The organism is Mesorhizobium abyssinicae (assembly GCF_049887195.1).
GTDB classification, from domain to species: domain Bacteria; phylum Pseudomonadota; class Alphaproteobacteria; order Rhizobiales; family Rhizobiaceae; genus Mesorhizobium; species Mesorhizobium abyssinicae.
The window spans coordinates 17254-33925 of record NZ_JARAKC010000011.1; the positions used below are offsets into that span (position 1 = coordinate 17254).

Consider the following 16672-nt stretch of genomic DNA (forward strand, 5'->3'; position numbering starts at 1 on the left):
ATGAGGAAAAGGCACACGCCGAAAGACCGGCTGATCACCGTCGCGCTGCATGTCGCGCTTGCCGCCGGGCTGTTTTTCGCGGCATTCCCGATCTACTGGATGCTGAGCAGTTCGTTCAAATCGAATACCGAAATCTTTGCCCTGCCGCCAACCATCCTGCCGAAGGCGTTCACGCTGGAAGCGTATGCGGCCATCCTTGGCGATCCGGTGAAGCTGCGCTTCTTCTTCAACAGCTACTTCGTGGCCGGAGCGGTGACCGTGCTGACGGTGCTGATCGCGTTGCTGGCAGCCTATGGGTTCAGTCGCTTCAACTTCCGCGGCAAGGGCAGCCTGAACACGCTCATCATCAGCACGCAGACGATTCCGCCGATCACGCTTCTGATCCCCTTCTTCGGGCTCGTCGTCTCGTATGGCATCTTCGACACCTATATCGCGCTGATCGTGACCTATCTGGTGTTCACGCTGCCCTACGCGATCCTGCTGATGACCGGGTATCTCAACACCTTGCCGCGCGATCTCGACGAGGCCGTCGCCGTCGACGGCGGCAGCAGTTGGACGGCGCTCTGGCGGGTGATCGTCCCGATCTCGCTTCCCGGCATCGTGGCGACCTCGGTCTATACCTTCCTGTTGTGCTGGAACGAGTTCCTCTTCGCGCTGACGCTGACGAAGTCGACATCCATGCGCACCGTCCCGATCGGCATCCAGCTGTTGATGGGGCAGCACGCTTTCGAATGGAACCAGATGATGGCGATGAGCGTGCTCGGCTCGCTTCCGCTCCTGCTCATCTACCTCGTCGCCCAGAGGTACTTCCTCGCCGGGATGACCGCGGGCTCGGTCAAGTAGATGTCCATCCCATGAAGACGCAAAGCGACATCACGGAATGGGCGGTGTCAAGGATTGAAAGGATGAACGTGAAAGACCTCAAAGTCGGCTGCCAGACCTTCACCTGGGAAATGCTCGGAGACCGTTTTGCCGGCGGCCCGGACGATCTCCTGAAGGCCATTTCCAATGGCGGCTATGCCGGCATCGAGATCACCGACACGATGATCGGCCGGTACGCCGGCAAGACGGCGGAATTTGCCGCCGCGCTGAAGGCCACCGGCCTGACGCTGGTCTCCTTCGCCTTCGGTTCAAAGAGCGGCTTCACGCTGAAGGACCAGATTGGCGCCGACCTCGAAACCGCAAGGCGCTGGATCGACTTTGCCGCCGCCTTTCCGGGCGCGCTTGTCTCGATGGGCTCGGCGACCGTCGTCTCCGACGGGCCGCGCGACGACAAGTTCGCCATTGCGGCGGAATTCTATAGCAAGGCCGGCGAGATCGGCCGCGAGGTCGGCGTCCAGGTCGCGGTGCATCCAAGCTCGCACCACAACACGCTGCTCTTCGACCGCGCCGACTACGACCGCATCTTTTCCCTGCTCGACGCCTCGCTGGTCGGCTGGGTGCCGGACACCGGGCACATATTGCGCGGCCACAAGGACATGGCTGACACGCTCACCACCTACCGTGACCGCATCCGCTACGTGCACCTGAAGGACGTCGACGCCGGCGGCACCTGGGCGATGCTCGGCAAGGGTATATGCGACACGGCGAAGGTGATCGAGATCGCGAGCGCGGCGCCCAACTTCAACGGCTGGCTGGTGCTGGAGGAGGAATCTGAGACCGCCGCCGCCGATCCTGCCGGCGCGGTCAAGACCAACCGCCAGACCATGCGCGGATACGGAGCCTGAGACGATGATCCGCAAGCAAGACCGTCGCCTTCGTGTCGGTGTGCTCGGCTGCGGGCCGATCGCGCAGTTCGCGCATCTGGAATCCTGCGCGAAGGCGAGCAACGCCGACCTCTACGCGATCTGCGACGCCGCGCCCGACCTGCTTGCGCGCATGGGCGCGACCTATGAGCCGCAGAAGATGTATGGCGACTTTGACGAGATGCTCGCCGACTCCGCGCTGGAAGCGGTGATCGTCGCCACGTCGGATGCCTATCACGTGCCGATGTCGATCAAGGCGCTGGAGGCCGGCAAGCACGTGCTATGCGAAAAGCCGATCGGCGTCTCGGTCGAGGAAGGCGAGAAGCTGGCCGAAGCGGTCAAGCGCTCGGGCAAGGTGCTGCAGGTCGGGCACATGAAGCGTTTCGATCCGGCGCTGGAAGCGGCGCGCGATTTCGTCCGCGACGAGATGGGCGAGATCCTGGCGCTTAAGGCCTGGTATTGCGATTCCACGCATCGCTACACCAACACCGACGCGGTGCAACCGCTGCCGGTGACCAGCAAGCTGGCGCGGAAGCCGGCCGGCAACCCGAAAGCCGATCTCAGGCAATATTTCATGCTGGCGCACGGCTCGCATCTGGTCGACACGGCGCGCTTCCTCGCCGGCGAAATCGCCGCCGTGCGGGCGCGCCTCAACGAGCGTTTCGGCGCCTATTGCTGGTTCGTCGAAACCGAGTTCGCCAATGGCGCGCTCGGCCATCTCGATCTCACCGTCGCCGTGCGCATGGACTGGCACGAAGGTTTCCAGCTCTATGGCGAGAACGGCTCCGTGATCGCGAAGACCTTCAATCCCTGGTATTTCCGGGCGAGCGAGGTCGACATCTTCCACGAGAAGGACGCCACCTCGCGCAAGCCGCTCGGCGCCGACGGTCACTTCTTCCGGCGCCAGATCGAAGGCCTCGCCGATACCGTGCTCGACGCCAAGCCGATGCGCGGCGCCAATGTCGAGGACGGGCTCGCCTCGATCCGCGCCATGGTGGCGATCGCCCGCTCGGTCGAGAGCGGCGAGCGCGTCGAGATCGCCAGCGTGACGGGAGCGGTCTGATGCAGGTCGGGGTGTTCGCCAAGACCTTCCCGGGCACCGAGCCGGCCGGCGTGCTTGCCGCCGTGCGCGATGCGGGCTTCGCGGTCACCCAGTTCAACCTCGCCTGCGCCGGCCTGCCATCGATGCCGGATGCCGTTCCCGTCGAGGCGATCCGGGCCATCGAGGCTGCCGCCGAGGCTTCGGGCGTGGCCCTTGTCGCGTTGTCGGGCACCTACAACATGGCGCATCCGGACAGGGCGGTGCGCGACGACGGCTTGCGCCGGCTGGCGCTGGTGATCGAGGCGGCCGCCAGGCTTTCCACGCCGCTGGTGACGCTCTGCACCGGAACGCGCAACCCCGACGACCAGTGGGCGCATCATCCCGACAATGCCGACCCCTCGGCCTGGGCCGATATGGCGCGCGAGATGGAGAAGGCGCTCGAGATTGCCGAGCGCCACGGCGTCGATCTCGGCATCGAGCCCGAGCAGGCCAACATCGTCACCTCCGCCGCCGACGCGACGCGCCTGATCGCCGAAATGGGTTCGAAGCGGCTGCGCGTCGTGCTCGATCCGGCGAACCTCTTCGAGCAGGCGGATGCCGTGCAGGCGCGCGCCATCGTCGCCGATGCGGTCGAACGTACGGCCGGCCAAGTCGCCATGGCGCATGCCAAGGACCGTTTCGCCGACGGCCGTTTCGCCACGGCCGGCCACGGCGTGGTCGACTTTGCCGACTTTATCACCCGGCTGAAGCGCGCCGGCTTCGACGGACCGCTGGTGACGCATGGACTTTCCGCCGAGGAAGCACCCGGTGTCGCCCGTTTCCTGAAGGGGCTGGTGTGATGGCGACGCTCTCTCGCGACGGCGCCACGCTGCGGTTCACCGACGCCGGCGAAGGTCTGGCGGTCGTCTTCCAGCACGGGCTGGGCGGTGGCGAGGCGCAGGTCGCTCAGACCTTCCCCGCCGGCTTCCGCCGCATCACGCTGGAATGCCGCGGGCATGGCGGCTCCGGCCTTGGCCAGCGGCGGCCGTTTTCCTTCGACATGTTCGCCGACGACGTTCTCGCCGCCGCCGATCGGGCCGGCCTCGACCGCTTCATTGCCGGCGGCGTCTCGATGGGCGCCGGGATCGCGCTGCGGCTGGCCTGCCGCCATCCGAAACGCGTCGCCGCCCTGGTCATGGTGCGGCCTGCCTGGACCTTTGCAGTGGCGCCGCCGAACATGCAGCCCATAGCCGAGGTCGCCGAACTGATCCTCGAGCATGGGCCCGACAAGGCAAGGACGATCTTCGCGCAAACGGCGACGGCCACGCGCCTCTATCACGAGGCGCCCGACAATCTTTCCTCGCTGCTCGGCTATTTCGACCGGCCCGACGCCAAGGCCTTCGCGCAGGTGCTGGCCAATATTGCCGCCGACGGACCGGGTGTTTCGCAACACGAAGTGGCCGCGCTCGCCATTCCGGCGCTGTTCGTCGGCAACGCCATGGACACTGTCCATCCGCTGTCGAGCGCCTACACGCTTGCCGCCACGATGCCCAACGCGGTTTTCGCCGAGGTCACACCCAAGGCCCGCGACAGCAAGCAGCATTTCAGTGAGTTGCACACTGAGATCACCACGTTCCTCCAGTCCCACTCGAAAGTCCGGAGCCTCATTCCGTCATGACCAGCAAATCCCTCTCCGGCCCCGCCGCAATCGCCGCCCTGCCGCGCAACAGGCTGCTCGGCGAATTCTCGCTGTGGTCGGCCGACCTCGCCAATATGGAGCGCGACCTGAAGCGCATCGAAGCCTATGCCGACCTGCATCACATCGACGTCGCGGACGCCCGCTTCACCCCCGGCTTCCTGTTCTTCCCCGACCTCGTGGCGCGCATCGCCAGGCTGACGGCGAAGCCGATCCATGTGCATCTGATGGTCGAGGCCGAGATCGTCGAGGCGCAGACGCGCCAGTTCATCGAGGCCGGCGCCGACCTCGTCACCATCCATGCCGAGAATGGCGAGGCGGGCCTGCGCGCCGTGCGGCTGGCGCGTGAACTCGGCGCCGAGGCCGGCGTCGTGCTGCGGCTGGAAACGCCTGTTCCGGCAATCGTCCCGTTCCTGGCGGAGGTGGCGTTCGTGACGCTTCTCGGCACGTCGATCGGCGTCAAGGGCCAGAGCCTGTCGGAGCAGGCCTGTCCGCGCCTGATCGAGGCGCGCGCGCTGATCAGGAAGGCCGGGCGCGAGGCCGATATCATCCTTGCCGCCGACGGCGGCATCCGCCACGAGACGGTGCCCAGCTTGCGCGCCGCCGGCGCCGACACGGTGGTGCTTGGCTCGCTTGCCTTCGGCGACCCCGACCTCGCGCAGCGCATGGCCTGGCTGCACGGGCTGAAGGCCGCCGCGTGATGAACACGGTCGCGCTCGCTTTCGATCTCGGCGGCACGGAGCTGCGCGGCGCGCTGGTCGAGCGCAGCGGCGACGTCATCGCCCGCGTCTCGGCGCCGACGCTTGCGGGTGCCGGATCGGAGGCGGTGATCGGCCAGATCATCACGCTGGCGGACAAATTGCTCAAGCAGCACCCGCAGGCCAAGGTCGTCGGCATCGGCATGTGCGCGCCCGGCCCGCTCGACCCCAAGGCGGGCATCGTCATCGGACCGCCGACTCTGGCCGGCTGGCACAATGTGCCGCTGATCGACATCCTCAGCCGGCAGTTCGGCTTGCCGGTGCGGCTGGAGAACGACGCCAATGCGGCAGCGCTCGGCGAATGGCGCTTCGGCGCCGGTCGCGGGACCGGATCGCTGGTGTTCGTCACCGTCTCGACAGGCATCGGCGGCGGCGTTGTCGCCGACGGCCACATCTATCACGGCCGGCGTGGGCTGGCAGCCGAGATCGGCCACATGACGATCACCGGCGAAGGCGACCGCTGCTTCTGCGGCGCCATCGGCTGCTTCGAGGCGGTCGCCTCGGGAACCGCGCTCGGGCGCCGGGCGACACGGCTGACAGCGCCCGGCGACGGATCGCTGCTCCGGCGCCTTTCCAAGGACGGCGACATCTCCGCCCGCCATGTCGTCGAGGCCGCGCGGACGGGCGATGCGACCGCGTGCCGACTGGTCGAGGCGGAAGCCAGATGGCTCGGCATCGGCTTCACCAATCTTCTGCATCTCTATTCGCCGGACCTGATCGTGATGGGTGGCGGCCTTTCCAATGGCTTCGACCTTTTGGCGCCGGGGATCAGGGCGACGGTCGAGGAGCGCGCCATGCAGGCCTACCGCGCCGTGCCGATCGTGCCCGCCGAACTCGGCGACCGGGCGGGCCTGGTCGGCGCGGCCAGCCTGATCCTGTGGGAGGGCGAGCCCGGCACGGCGCTGGCGATGGTGCAGAACGACGAGACCAGGAGCGGCGCCGGCGGGCAGGATGAGCCAGCGCTGGCGCCGCGGGCCTGAGCAGACCTCTTCTTCGTCATTCCAGGCGAGAGCAGAACCGAAGCGACGTCGCGGAGACCTGGATTCACACCCATGACTTTCGAGGGACAGGGCGCTGCAGAATCATACGTTCTGCACCGCTGCGACGCATGCAAGGAGCGGCATGGATCCTCGGGTCTGCGCGTCCGCTTCGTTCCCGCTCCGCCCGTGGATGACGAAACAAGAAGGCGCAGCCGTCTCCTACCGCACCGCAGCACATTAAAACACGCTGCACACCACTTTAATTCTTGACGCGTGTCAAATTTTTCTAAAACATGCGGAAATGCTGGCAGGGCACATCGGCCAGCGCTCTGGGAGGAGCATGCCTGACATGGAAGACACCCTGCACCGCTCCAGCACGAGCGCCTGGGTCGCTTGCGCGCCGTCAGGCATTCCGTTCGCAGAACAACGAACCGCAAACCAAAATTCGGAGGAGGAAGACATATGCGCATGTTGAACTGCCTGACGCTCGGCGCGGGCCTGCTTGCAACGACGCTTGCCGTACCGGCGCATGCCGGAGAAGCGCCGAAAGTCGGGGCGATCGTGAAGGGTCTCGACAATCCGTTCTTCCAGACCATGCAGAAGGGCATCGAGGACCAGGCCAAGGCCGACGGTGTCGGCGTCACCGTGCAGGCCGCCGCCAACATGGGCGACGCGACCGGGCAGGCCGACCGCCTGACCGCCATGGCGATGCAGGATTTCGACTGCTACCTGGTCAACCCGATCAGCGTTTCCAACCTGGTGCAGGCGCTGGTGCCGGTCGCCCAGAAGAAGAAGCCGATCGTCAACATCGACAGCACCATCGACGCCGAACAGGCCAAGGCGGCAGGCTTTGCCATCTCGACCTATATCGGCACCGACAACGTCGCCGCCGGCGTGCTGGCCGGCGAGGAGATGCTGAAGCTGGTGCCGAAAGGTTCCAAGGTGGCGCTGGTCGCCGGCATCGTCGGCGACGTCGGCTCCAACGCCCGCATCAAGGGCTTCAAGCAGGCCGTCGAAGGCAAGCTCGACGTGGTGGTGATGGTGAGCGCCGACTGGGATCGCGAGAAGGCGCTGACCGCGGCCACCGACATCCTGGCAGCGCACCCCGATCTCGCCGGCTTCTTCGCCGCCAACGACGTCATGGCGCTCGGCGTCGAACGCGCCGTGCAGACCTCGGGCAAGGACGTCAAGGTGATCGGCCTCGACGGCATCGTCGACGCGCTGAAATCGATCGCCGCCGGCGAGCTCACCGCCACCGTCGCGCAATATCCGTATGTCGTCGGCGCCATGGGCGTCGAGGCTTGCGCCATTGCCGCCAAGGGCAAGGAACTGCCCGCCAATGTTCCGGCGCCGGTACTCTTGATCAATAAGGACAATGCGGAAGCGTCGCTGAAGAATTTCCCCGCGCCCGGCGGCGAATATCCCGATCCCTTCCGCGAGATGTTGAAGTGAGCACACCTGAACAAAGCGCGCCCGCTCGAGTGACGGCGGGCGCGGCGGAGGAGAGCCGGTCCTCCCTGTCGGCTCTCCTCCTGGATCCTTCCTTCTGGGCCGACTGGGCCTCGGTCGTCGGCCTGGTCGGCCTCGTCATCGTCTTCGGCATCGCCCAGCCGGTCTTCCTCAGCGTCGCCAATCTGCAGGCGCTGCTCCTTGCCGCGGCGATCCTGGTGGTGCTGTCGATCGGCCAGACCTTCGTCGTCGCGACCTCCGGCATCGATCTTTCGCTGGCCGCCGCCGTCATGCTCGGCGCCATCATCCTCGGCCTGGTCAACGCCGCCGGCTGGGGCATTTTCGCGGCCTGCGTGCTCGCCGTCCTTGCCACCAGCGCGGTGGGTTTCCTCAACGGCGTCCTCATCACCGCCGGGAAAATTCCCGATTTCGTGGTGACGCTGGGCACGCTGTCGGGCATCACCGGGCTCGGCCTCATCCTGTCGGGCGGCGAACCGACGATGGTCGGCTCGACCTTCCTGCTGCGGTTGGCCTCCGGCTCGTTCGGACCGTTCGGCTATCCGGTCTGGGTGGCGATCGCGGCCGTCATCGTCGCCCATATCGCGCTCTATCACACCCGCTTCGGCGTGCATCTGCTGGCCACCGGCGGCCAGGCCGAAAGCGCCTCGGCGCTCGGCATCCGCACCGGCAGGGTGAAGATCGCCGCCTACACGATTTCCGGCTTCTGCGCCGGCATCGCCTCGCTGCTCCTGGTGGCGCGGATCGGCTCGGCCGAGCCGCTGATCAACACCAGCCTGCTCCTCAATTCGGTGGCGGCCGTGGTGCTGGGTGGCGTCAGCCTGTTCGGCGGCCGCGCCAGCATCCTCGGGCCCGCCATCGGCGCTCTGATGCTCACCGCGCTGGTCAACGGGCTGACGCTGCTCAGCGTCTCAGCCTTCTATCAACCGCTCGCCGTGGGCGCCATCGTGGTGCTGGCGGCGCTGATCATGCGGTACCAGAAATGAGCGCCGTCCATCACACCCCCTCGACCGAAGCGATCCTCGCCTGCGACGGCTTAAGCAAGCATTTCGGCGGCATCCGCGCCTTCACCGATGTCGCCTTCCAGGCCCGCCGCGGCGAGGTCACCGCCGTGATCGGCGACAACGGCGCCGGCAAGTCGACGCTGATCCGCTGCCTGGTCGGCGTTCATGCGCCGGACGGCGGCGAGATCTTCTTCGACGGCCGGCCGCATCCCTTCTCCAACCCGGACGAAGCACGCAAGGCAGGCATCGAGACGGTGCACCAGAACCTGGCGCTGATCGACGAGCTGACCGTGGCGCAGAACCTCTTCCTCAACCGCGAGATCGTGCGCCGCATCGGCCGGTTCGCGCTGCTCGACCGCGCGGCGATGAAGGCGCAGGCACGCGCCATGCTGTCGCGCCTGTCGATCAACGTGCCTTCAGTGACGCAGCGCGTGCGGCGCCTGTCGGGCGGGCAAAGGCAGGCGATCTCGATCTGCCGCGCCGCCGGCTCCGGCGCCAAGCTCGTCGTCATGGACGAGCCGACGGCCGCACTCGGCGTGCAGGAGACGGGCAATGTCGAGGCGCTGATCCGGCGGCTGCGCGAGCAAGGGGTGAGCGTCATCCTGGTCAGCCACAATTTCGATCAGGTGCGGCGCCTGTCCGACCAGATCTGGGTGATGCGGGCCGGGCGGATGGCGGCGACGGTGCGCGCCTCCGAAACCACCGGCAACGAACTGGTGGCGCTGGTCACCGGCGCGGCGTGATCGCCCGTCATTCGTGACGTCAAACGCGGGCCTCGGTGGCCGGCGACAGAATGGAAATGCAAGGGAGTTTGCCGTGGCGGTGATCCGTGTCGGGCTTGTGGGTCTTGGAGAGGTCGCGCAGTCGATCCATCTGCCGGTGCTGGCCGACCAGCGCGACCGCTGGGTGATCGCCGGCGTCCATGACGTCTCGCCGAGCCTGGTGTCGCTCGCCACATCGGAATATCCGACCGCCAAGGCGTTCGAGAGCGCCGAGGCGCTGATCGCCTCGCCCGACATCGACGCGGTGTTCGTGCTGTCGTCCGACGATACGCACAGCCGCTTCGTGCGCGCCGCGATCGCGGCCAACAAGCACATTTTGCTGGAAAAGCCCGCCTGCCTGACCGTGCGCGAGATCGACGAATTGCTGGCGCTGAGCAAGGATTACGGCAAGACCATCTTCGTCGGCTACATGCGCCGCTACGCGCCGGCCTATCTGGCGGCGCGGGAGGAATTGCCGGCCCACGCCGACATCACCCATGTGCGCATCTTCGACCTGATCTCGGAAGGCCGGCATTTTCTCAAGAAGAGCCAGAACGTCCTTTATCCCACCGACATCGACCCGGCGATTCTGGCGCGCGGCGGCGGGGAGCGGGACGCGCTGATCCGCGAAGTGGTGGGGCAGGATGCCTCCGCCGACCTGGTGCGCGCCTACCGCGGGCTGACGGCGCTCTCCTCGCATCACATCTCGGCGATGCGCGGGCTGCTCGGCGAGCCGAAGCGCGTGGTGGCGGCGCACCGCACCAATGGCGGCGCCAACACCAGCGTGACCTTCGACTACGGTCACTTCGCCTGCCTCTATGACGCGGTGGTCGACGACCTCGGCCTGTTCGATGCCATGATCGAAGTGCGCTCGAACACCAGGCGGGTTCGCATCATCTACGACACGCCCTATGTCCGCAGCCTCCCGACGCGGCTGGAGGTGACGGAAGCCGGTCCGCTCGGTCCGGTGACGAAGGCCTTCGGCCCGCTCTATGGCGACGCCTTCTCCAACGAGCTCGAAACCTTCCACCGCCATATCATGGAGGGCACGAAGCCGCTGACCGACCTCGCGGATTCACGCGCCGACCTGGCGCTGATGGCGGAGATCATCGGCAAGATGAGGGAGAGCGGCGGGCGCTGAGGCTGGCCGCCTACTTCCCGCAATGGTGATCGTTGATCTTGTTCAGCGCATTCGCGTCGGGACCAACCCGGTCGTAGGAGCAGGGCCCGGCCGCCGTCGTGAACAATTGCTGGTCATAGTAGTGCGGACCCGCGAACAGGATGTCGATGATATCGCGATGCGCGGGGACGTAGCGTTCGGATTCGGCCCGATGGTCCCGGCTTCCGGCGAAGGCCGAGGCGGCCATGCCGCAAGCCACAGCGAAAACGAGTGCGCGGATCGCAAGGCGTTTCGTCGTCATTCGCATACCCCTCCAAACCGGTTCGAAGTTCCACCATATCCAAAATCGCCAGCCGGACAAAGGTTCCCTGAACTGCTCCCCCTGCCCGGGCTGACCAGTCGAGACATCAGTCCGGTTTTGAGCCCCGGGCGCGCTTTCGTTCGGCCGCCGCCAGAAGCTCTACGAAGGCGCGCACCTTGGCCGGCCTGAAGCGCGCCGGCGGAAAGACGGCATGGATGCCGCCGGTGGGCAAAGTCCAGTCGGCGAACATCCGCACCAGGCGCCCCTTGGCGATGTCGTCATCGACGCTGTAGTCCGGAAAGATGCCGAGCCCGATGCCGGCCTGCACGCAGGCATGGACGCCGGGGCTCTTGTCGCAGTTGACGACCGGGTTGAGCTCGGCCAGCACCGTTTCGCCGTCTTTCGAGAACAGCCATTGGCCGATACCGCGGAGTTGGACATTGCCGACCCAGGGCAGCGACCTCGCCTGGCCGGGGACCAGATCCGGCGGCAGCCTGGCCGCAAGCTCCGGACTTGAGACGACGACCTGCCGGAAGGTTCCGAGGCGGCGCGCCAGATTGCTGGAATCGGCCAGCCAGCCGGCGCGGATGCCGAGATCGATCTGCTCGTCGACGAGATTGCTGACCGCGTCGTCGAAGATTGTTTCGACCCGCATCCTCGGATATTTCCTGAGATAGGCTGCGATGGTCGGCGCCACGACCTTCTCGCCATAGTCGAGCGGCGCCGTCAGCCGCAGCATCCCGGTCGGCTTGTCGGCGCTGCGCGCGATGTCGCCATAGGCGGCTTCCGCCTCGCGCAGGATGATGGCGGCGCGGTCGTAGAACAGCCGCCCCTCCTCCGTCATCGTGACGCGCCGCGTCGTGCGCCGCAGCAGCGTGGCGCCCAGTTCCCGCTCGAGCCTGCCGACCTGATGGCTGACCACCGCCTTGGCGACGTCGAGCCGGTCGGCGGACGCGGTGAAGGACCCGGTTTCGACAACCGTGGTGAAATAGACGAGCCGGTTAAGGTTCAGAAGTTCGGCCATCGGCAAACCATTGTCTGATCTGATCAGACAGTCTGTACGATTGATCGCTGTTTTTCGCAATTGGGCGAACTGCCATCTAGATCCGTGACAGACACCGGACGAGACGGCCATGAACGATGCGACGCTGACCTATCTTTTCGACCCGCTCTGCGGCTGGTGCTATGGCGCGACGCCGATGCTGGACAGGCTGGAGCAGAGCGGCATCGCGCTCGAGCTCCTGCCGACCGGTCTCTTCTCCGGCGCCGGCGCGCGGCCGCTGGATGCCGGCTTTGCCGCCCATGCCTGGGCGAACGACCAGCGCATCGAGCGGCTGAGCGGACAGCGCTTCAGCCAGGCCTATCTCGACAACGTGCTGAACGTTCGCGGCACCCTGCTCGATTCCGGCGCTGCCACCCTCGGCATCGTCGCCGCCGGACTCGAAGACCCGCGCCAGCGGCTTGCGGCGCTGAAGGCAATCCAGCATGCCCGCTATGTCGGCGGACGCGACATCGTGACGGTGGACGGTGTCGCCGCGGTGTTGACCGACGTCGGCATGGCGGACGCGGCGCAGATGCTGAAGGCGCCGACGCCGGCGTTGCTGGCCGCGCACCGCGACCTTGTCGGCCATGGCCGCACGCTGTTCCAGCGCCTGCATGCCAATGGCGTCCCCGCGCTCGCCGTGATCCGCAACGCGGCGCCGCGCCTGATCGGCGCCAACGCGCTGTTCGGCAGCTACGACAATCTCGTCGCCCATATCCAGGCGGCGTGATCCTTCCCAGCCCTCCCCCAAGCAGAAAGGAAATAACATGAAGATCGCCCTCATCGGCGCGTCCGGCCAGGCCGGCTCGCGCATCCTGAAAGAGCTCTCCGACCGCGGCCATACCATCACAGCTATCGCCCGCAATCCGGACAAGATCGCCAAGCTGCCGGGCGTGACCGCCGTCAAGGGCGACGTCTTCGACAAGGAGGGCCTCGCCGCGCTGATCCAGGGACATGACGCCGTCGTCAGTTCGGTGCATTTCACCGCCAGCGATCCCGACACGCTGATCGCCGCCGCGCGCGCCTCCGGCGTCAAGCGCTACCTTGTCGTCGGCGGTGCCGGCAGCCTCGAGGTCGCGCCGGGCAAGCGCCTGGTCGACACCCCGGAATTTCCGGCCATCTACAAGGCCGAGGCGCAGAAGGGCGGCGACTTCCTCGACACGCTGCGGACGGTCGGCGATCTCGACTGGACCTTCCTGTCGCCGTCGGCGCTGTTCGCCGCCGGCGAGCGCACCGGCACGTTCCGCCTCGGCAAGGATACGCTGCTTTCCTCCGACAAGGGCAGCAGCATCTCCTTCGAGGACTACGCCATCGTCATGGCCGACGAGATCGAGACGCCGAGGCACATCCGGCAGCGCTTCACCGTCGGCTACTGATTGTCAGGACCAGGCCCGCGGGCGTCGTCGCGGCGACGCCCCGCGGCAGCTTGCTTGGCCGTTCCCGGCGCCATCTTGCATGGCCTATAGTTGCGGTTATAGCCGCAACTATATTAGTGATTTCTTGACAATTGGCCAAAGCTCTGGTTTCCTTATTTTTGGGGTATTTAAACAAAGTTCGTTGCGTTTTTTACGGACGGTGTTCGCATGTCGACAGTGGTTGTCGCGGACCCGCGGGGGGTGTATCTCGCCGGTCTGGAGTGGGTGTTGCGGAAGGCCGGTCACGAGATTGTCGCCGAGTGCCACCGCGTTATTGACGTTCTTCCCCAAGTGGAACGCCATCGGCCCGATATTGTCATCGTCGGCCTCGACACGACGGACCCCCAGACTGCCGGTCTTGCCTCGCGGCTGAGAGCCCGCAACGTCGCCATCGGCATCATCTTCATCCTGCAGCCAAACAGCGCGCTCGACGTCAGGGACATACAAGGGCTCGACGCCGACGGCCTGCTGCTGGACGGCATCAGCCACCGCTACCTCGTCGAATGCGTGAACGCGGTGGCGAGCGGCAAGAAATGGATCGACAACAAGATCGTCCAGCATCTGCTGATGCCCAGGCCGCAGCAGCAGCCCCTGTCGAAGCTCACCGGACGCGAGACGGAAATCGCCGACCTGGTGTCACGCGGCCTGCGCAACAAGACCATCGCGCAGAGGCTAAACGTGTCCGAAGGCACGGTGAAGATGCATCTGCATCACGTCTACGCCAAGCTCAATCTCGGCAGCCGCGCCGAGCTCGCCTGGGCGGCGCACGGCCGAGGCTCCGACCGTCCCAACACCGACCTGATCTAATCCCCTTTTTGGCTGAAGCGCATCGCGCCGGCGCGCCAGCGTTCGTCGATGTGTTTGCGCATCGTGACTCGAAGACCCCGCGCGTTCAGGCCCGCGTCCGCCCGTATATCGAAGGATATATATCGTTCGATCAGGACGATCATTGACCGAAAAGCTATCGAAGCGCGAATGGACGCGCCCTCTGCCTCAGCCGGACAATGAGTTCGAGGGCAGCATTTCAGATCGATCCTCAGCAGCTAGGGGTTGCTAGCATTTCAAGTCATGGCGGACGGGCAATCGTGTTTTCGACGCTTCCGGAACTTGCATACGTTAAGGCATGTTCTGTTCTGGTTCTCGAAATCCACCATTTTCGGCGCGCCCTGACCTAATTCCAGCTGAACCTGGAACAACTCGATCACAATTGGGAGGCAGATTATGGCTACTATTACCGACAATCTCGTTCTCGACGAGCAGATCGGCGTACAGACCGTCACCGATGATAATGATATCGAACTCGACGCGACGCTGATCGCCAAGCTCGCAGGTCTCGGCGTGGCCGATATCAGTGGCGGTACCGACGCCACGACAGGCTTCCCGCAGGTGGCTGTCAACGACGCCCTCCTTGACACAACCGGAGTGACCGATCTGGCGCTGTCGATCCCCGATGACGGCACGCCGAGCGGCCTCTCTACCGTCGACGGTGTGGCAATCTTCCTCTACAACGAGGGCGGCATCATTTATGGGCGCGAGGCCGACGCGGATGGGAACGCTGACCCGAACGGCGACCTGGCGTTCGCGGTTGCGCTGGACGAGAGCGATCTGTCCTCGGCGCAAATTTACCTCATTCAATACGAACCGCTGCAACACAGCGATCCTCTCAAAGTTGACGATGACGACATCCTGTCGTTTGCCGATGGCAAGATCATACTCGATGTATCGACCACCGAAATCGTAACGACGTTTCAGACACTCGACTTCGCGGCGATCCCGTCAGGTAGCCCGCAGGAGACACTCACGGTTGCGACAACCGACCCCACTGACAACCACAGCGCCAAGTTTGATGGCATCATCTTCCCGACAGGTGCAGTCGCTGATCCGACGACCATCAACAAGAACCCCGGAACCAATGATGATCTGAACCCCGACGCCATCGGCTTCGGTGTGAAGGGCGGTCAAGCCTCTCAGATGAATCAAAATGAGGGTTTCTTGGTTCAAGACGCGGCTTGGACCTCGGGTTCTCCAGATGCGAACGAAATCGGCGGCATCAGGTTCGACATCCAGGCCGTAGGCGGCGTGAAGAGCGTTAACATTGAGTGGTGGACTGTCGACAATGGGTTAGTAATCGACCACGGGACCGACAAAGTAAGCTTACCCTCTGGCAGTGCCGTCTTTGAGAATTACACCATCGAGCCAACGGATAGTGTCGATCAAATTTACGTTCGATTTAGTTACGACACGAAGACGAGCACCTCTGGCGTCCGCATTGAGAACCTCGAAGTTGCGTTCCCATCATCGTCCGAGGTGACGGTCGTCAACCACGAGGATCTCGGGACGCACCTGGTGTTCGAGGACGCCGGGCCGACGTTCACCGGCATCACTGGTGATAATGACCCGTTCCAGGTCGGATTGGCCGCCGGTCAACAGGACACAGGGACGTTCGACCTTAATCCCGGAGCCGACGGCTCACACGTCACCATCACCGCCTACACCGATCTCGGTGGCACTGCCATCTCGGAGACCCTCACCAACGACGGAACCACGCTGACGTACACCGACGTGGCCACCAATACGGACCTTTACCAACTTAACGTGACCGACTCGGGCTACACCTTCGACGTGCTCTTCACACCCCAGGGTGAGCAGTCCGCCCTCGACTTCAATGCGGTCAAGTCGGGCGGTCCCCAGGAGACCTTGACGGTACCCACAGTGGACAACACCGGCAGCATCGTCTTTGACGGTCTGATCTTCAACACTACGCCCGCAGCGAACGCGGCCCAGATAGACTTTGCGCCGTTCAACACTGCTCCACTGGGAGGCCCGACTGTAGCGGCTGACGACCTTAACCCCGATGCAGTTGGATTCGGGGTGAAAGGCGGTCAGGCTTCGCAGATCAATAACAACGAGGGCTTCGCCTTCCATACTGCGGACGGTTCTGATGTCAACAATCTAACCTTTGCGGTGGCCGGGATCGGAAACATCAACACAATCACGGTAGAATCGTGGCTTTACAACGATGCCGGTGTTCTGATCGATCACAATATCGACACCGTTACCGGCTTGCGCACGGGTAATCAGACCGTGAGTATCAACGACGATGGTGGTCAAGCCTTCGACACGGCCTACGTTCAGTTCCACGTCCCCGGTGCCAACTCGGGTGTTCGCATCCTCGACTTCTCGACGAGCATCGAGGGTCCGGTTCCCGATCAGCAGTTCGACTTCACGCTGGCAAACACCGATCTCGATGGCGATGCTGCCACGCAAGACCTGAGCATCCTCGCAAGCCAGGACTTCATTGTTTGATGGCGTCCTCGTACCCTGCAAGAACTTCAACGCCTGGCGATCCGGTCCCCCTTGGG

The 16672-nt window shown here is 64.9% G+C and carries 18 protein-coding genes; 15 read left to right on the forward strand and 3 right to left on the reverse strand.

Annotation, left to right across the window (positions count from 1 at the left end; genetic code table 11):
* From PU724_RS22285 to PU724_RS22335, 11 genes are all read left to right on the forward strand, one after another.
* On the forward strand, nt 1–843 hold the full coding sequence (locus PU724_RS22285; protein ID WP_127282936.1) for a carbohydrate ABC transporter permease: 843 nt from the start codon (nt 1–3) through the stop codon (nt 841–843).
* 62 nt (nt 844–905) lie between these two features.
* The gene (locus tag PU724_RS22290; RefSeq protein WP_354422939.1) at nt 906–1727 is read left to right on the forward strand and encodes a sugar phosphate isomerase/epimerase family protein; all 822 of its coding nucleotides are present in this window, start codon (nt 906–908) and stop codon (nt 1725–1727) included.
* A 4-nt stretch (nt 1728–1731) separates the two neighbouring features.
* Nucleotides 1732–2808, forward strand: a complete 1077-nt coding sequence (locus PU724_RS22295; RefSeq protein ID WP_354422937.1) for a Gfo/Idh/MocA family protein — start codon at nt 1732–1734, stop codon at nt 2806–2808.
* The gene (locus tag PU724_RS22300) at nt 2808–3626 is read left to right on the forward strand and encodes a sugar phosphate isomerase/epimerase family protein (RefSeq protein ID WP_354422935.1); all 819 of its coding nucleotides are present in this window, start codon (nt 2808–2810) and stop codon (nt 3624–3626) included. Before PU724_RS22295 ends, PU724_RS22300 begins: the two co-directional genes overlap by 1 nt.
* On the forward strand, nt 3626–4444 hold the full coding sequence (locus PU724_RS22305) for an alpha/beta fold hydrolase (protein ID WP_354422933.1): 819 nt from the start codon (nt 3626–3628) through the stop codon (nt 4442–4444). Before PU724_RS22300 ends, PU724_RS22305 begins: the two co-directional genes overlap by 1 nt.
* Entirely contained in the window at nt 4441–5163 is a 723-nt protein-coding gene (locus tag PU724_RS22310) for a ribulose-phosphate 3-epimerase (protein WP_354422931.1), read from the forward strand. The genes PU724_RS22305 and PU724_RS22310 overlap by 4 nt, the downstream gene beginning before the upstream one ends.
* Nucleotides 5163–6200, forward strand: coding sequence for an ROK family protein (locus PU724_RS22315; protein ID WP_354422990.1), 1038 nt, complete (start codon nt 5163–5165; stop codon nt 6198–6200). The genes PU724_RS22310 and PU724_RS22315 overlap by 1 nt, the downstream gene beginning before the upstream one ends.
* 462 nt (nt 6201–6662) lie before the next feature.
* Complete coding sequence (locus tag PU724_RS22320) at nt 6663–7652, forward strand: sugar ABC transporter substrate-binding protein (RefSeq protein WP_354422929.1); 990 nt, start codon at nt 6663–6665, stop codon at nt 7650–7652.
* Nucleotides 7649–8653, forward strand: a complete 1005-nt coding sequence (locus PU724_RS22325; RefSeq protein WP_127282944.1) for an ABC transporter permease — start codon at nt 7649–7651, stop codon at nt 8651–8653. The genes PU724_RS22320 and PU724_RS22325 overlap by 4 nt, the downstream gene beginning before the upstream one ends.
* Nucleotides 8650–9414 carry an ATP-binding cassette domain-containing protein gene (locus PU724_RS22330; protein ID WP_354422927.1) on the forward strand — a complete coding sequence of 255 codons (765 nt, stop codon included), beginning with the start codon at nt 8650–8652 and terminating at the stop codon, nt 9412–9414. The genes PU724_RS22325 and PU724_RS22330 overlap by 4 nt, the downstream gene beginning before the upstream one ends.
* Before the next feature lie 73 nt (nt 9415–9487).
* The gene (locus tag PU724_RS22335; protein WP_354422925.1) at nt 9488–10573 is read left to right on the forward strand and encodes a Gfo/Idh/MocA family protein; all 1086 of its coding nucleotides are present in this window, start codon (nt 9488–9490) and stop codon (nt 10571–10573) included.
* A 10-nt stretch (nt 10574–10583) separates the two neighbouring features.
* On the opposite strand, the gene PU724_RS22340 is transcribed toward PU724_RS22335, so the two are convergent.
* Both PU724_RS22340 and PU724_RS22345 read right to left on the reverse strand, forming a co-directional pair.
* Nucleotides 10584–10853: a hypothetical protein gene (locus PU724_RS22340; protein ID WP_292099150.1), complete on the reverse strand. Its 270-nt coding sequence runs from the start codon at nt 10851–10853 to the stop codon at nt 10584–10586.
* Nucleotides 10854–10959: 106 nt separating this feature from the next.
* Nucleotides 10960–11877, reverse strand: a complete 918-nt coding sequence (locus PU724_RS22345) for a LysR family transcriptional regulator (RefSeq protein WP_354422923.1) — start codon at nt 11875–11877, stop codon at nt 10960–10962.
* A 109-nt stretch (nt 11878–11986) separates the two neighbouring features.
* Here PU724_RS22345 and PU724_RS22350 point away from each other — a divergent pair, with 109 nt between their 5' ends.
* The 3 genes from PU724_RS22350 (at nt 11987) to PU724_RS22360 (ending at nt 14117) form a co-directional block, all read left to right on the forward strand.
* Nucleotides 11987–12625, forward strand: a complete 639-nt coding sequence (locus PU724_RS22350) for a DsbA family protein (protein ID WP_354422921.1) — start codon at nt 11987–11989, stop codon at nt 12623–12625.
* A gap of 37 nt (nt 12626–12662) precedes the next feature.
* Nucleotides 12663–13271, forward strand: coding sequence for an NAD(P)-dependent oxidoreductase (locus tag PU724_RS22355; RefSeq protein WP_354422920.1), 609 nt, complete (start codon nt 12663–12665; stop codon nt 13269–13271).
* 207 nt (nt 13272–13478) lie between these two features.
* Complete coding sequence (locus PU724_RS22360; protein ID WP_354422918.1) at nt 13479–14117, forward strand: LuxR C-terminal-related transcriptional regulator; 639 nt, start codon at nt 13479–13481, stop codon at nt 14115–14117.
* Here PU724_RS22360 and PU724_RS22365 read toward each other — a convergent pair.
* Entirely contained in the window at nt 14114–14260 is a 147-nt protein-coding gene (locus tag PU724_RS22365; RefSeq protein WP_426213645.1) for a hypothetical protein, read from the reverse strand. The genes PU724_RS22360 and PU724_RS22365 overlap by 4 nt on opposite strands.
* 271 nt (nt 14261–14531) lie before the next feature.
* On the opposite strand from PU724_RS22365, the gene PU724_RS22370 reads away from it, so the two are divergent.
* Nucleotides 14532–16616: a DUF5801 repeats-in-toxin domain-containing protein gene (locus PU724_RS22370; protein ID WP_354422916.1), complete on the forward strand. Its 2085-nt coding sequence runs from the start codon at nt 14532–14534 to the stop codon at nt 16614–16616.
* Nucleotides 16617–16672 lie beyond the last annotated feature (56 nt).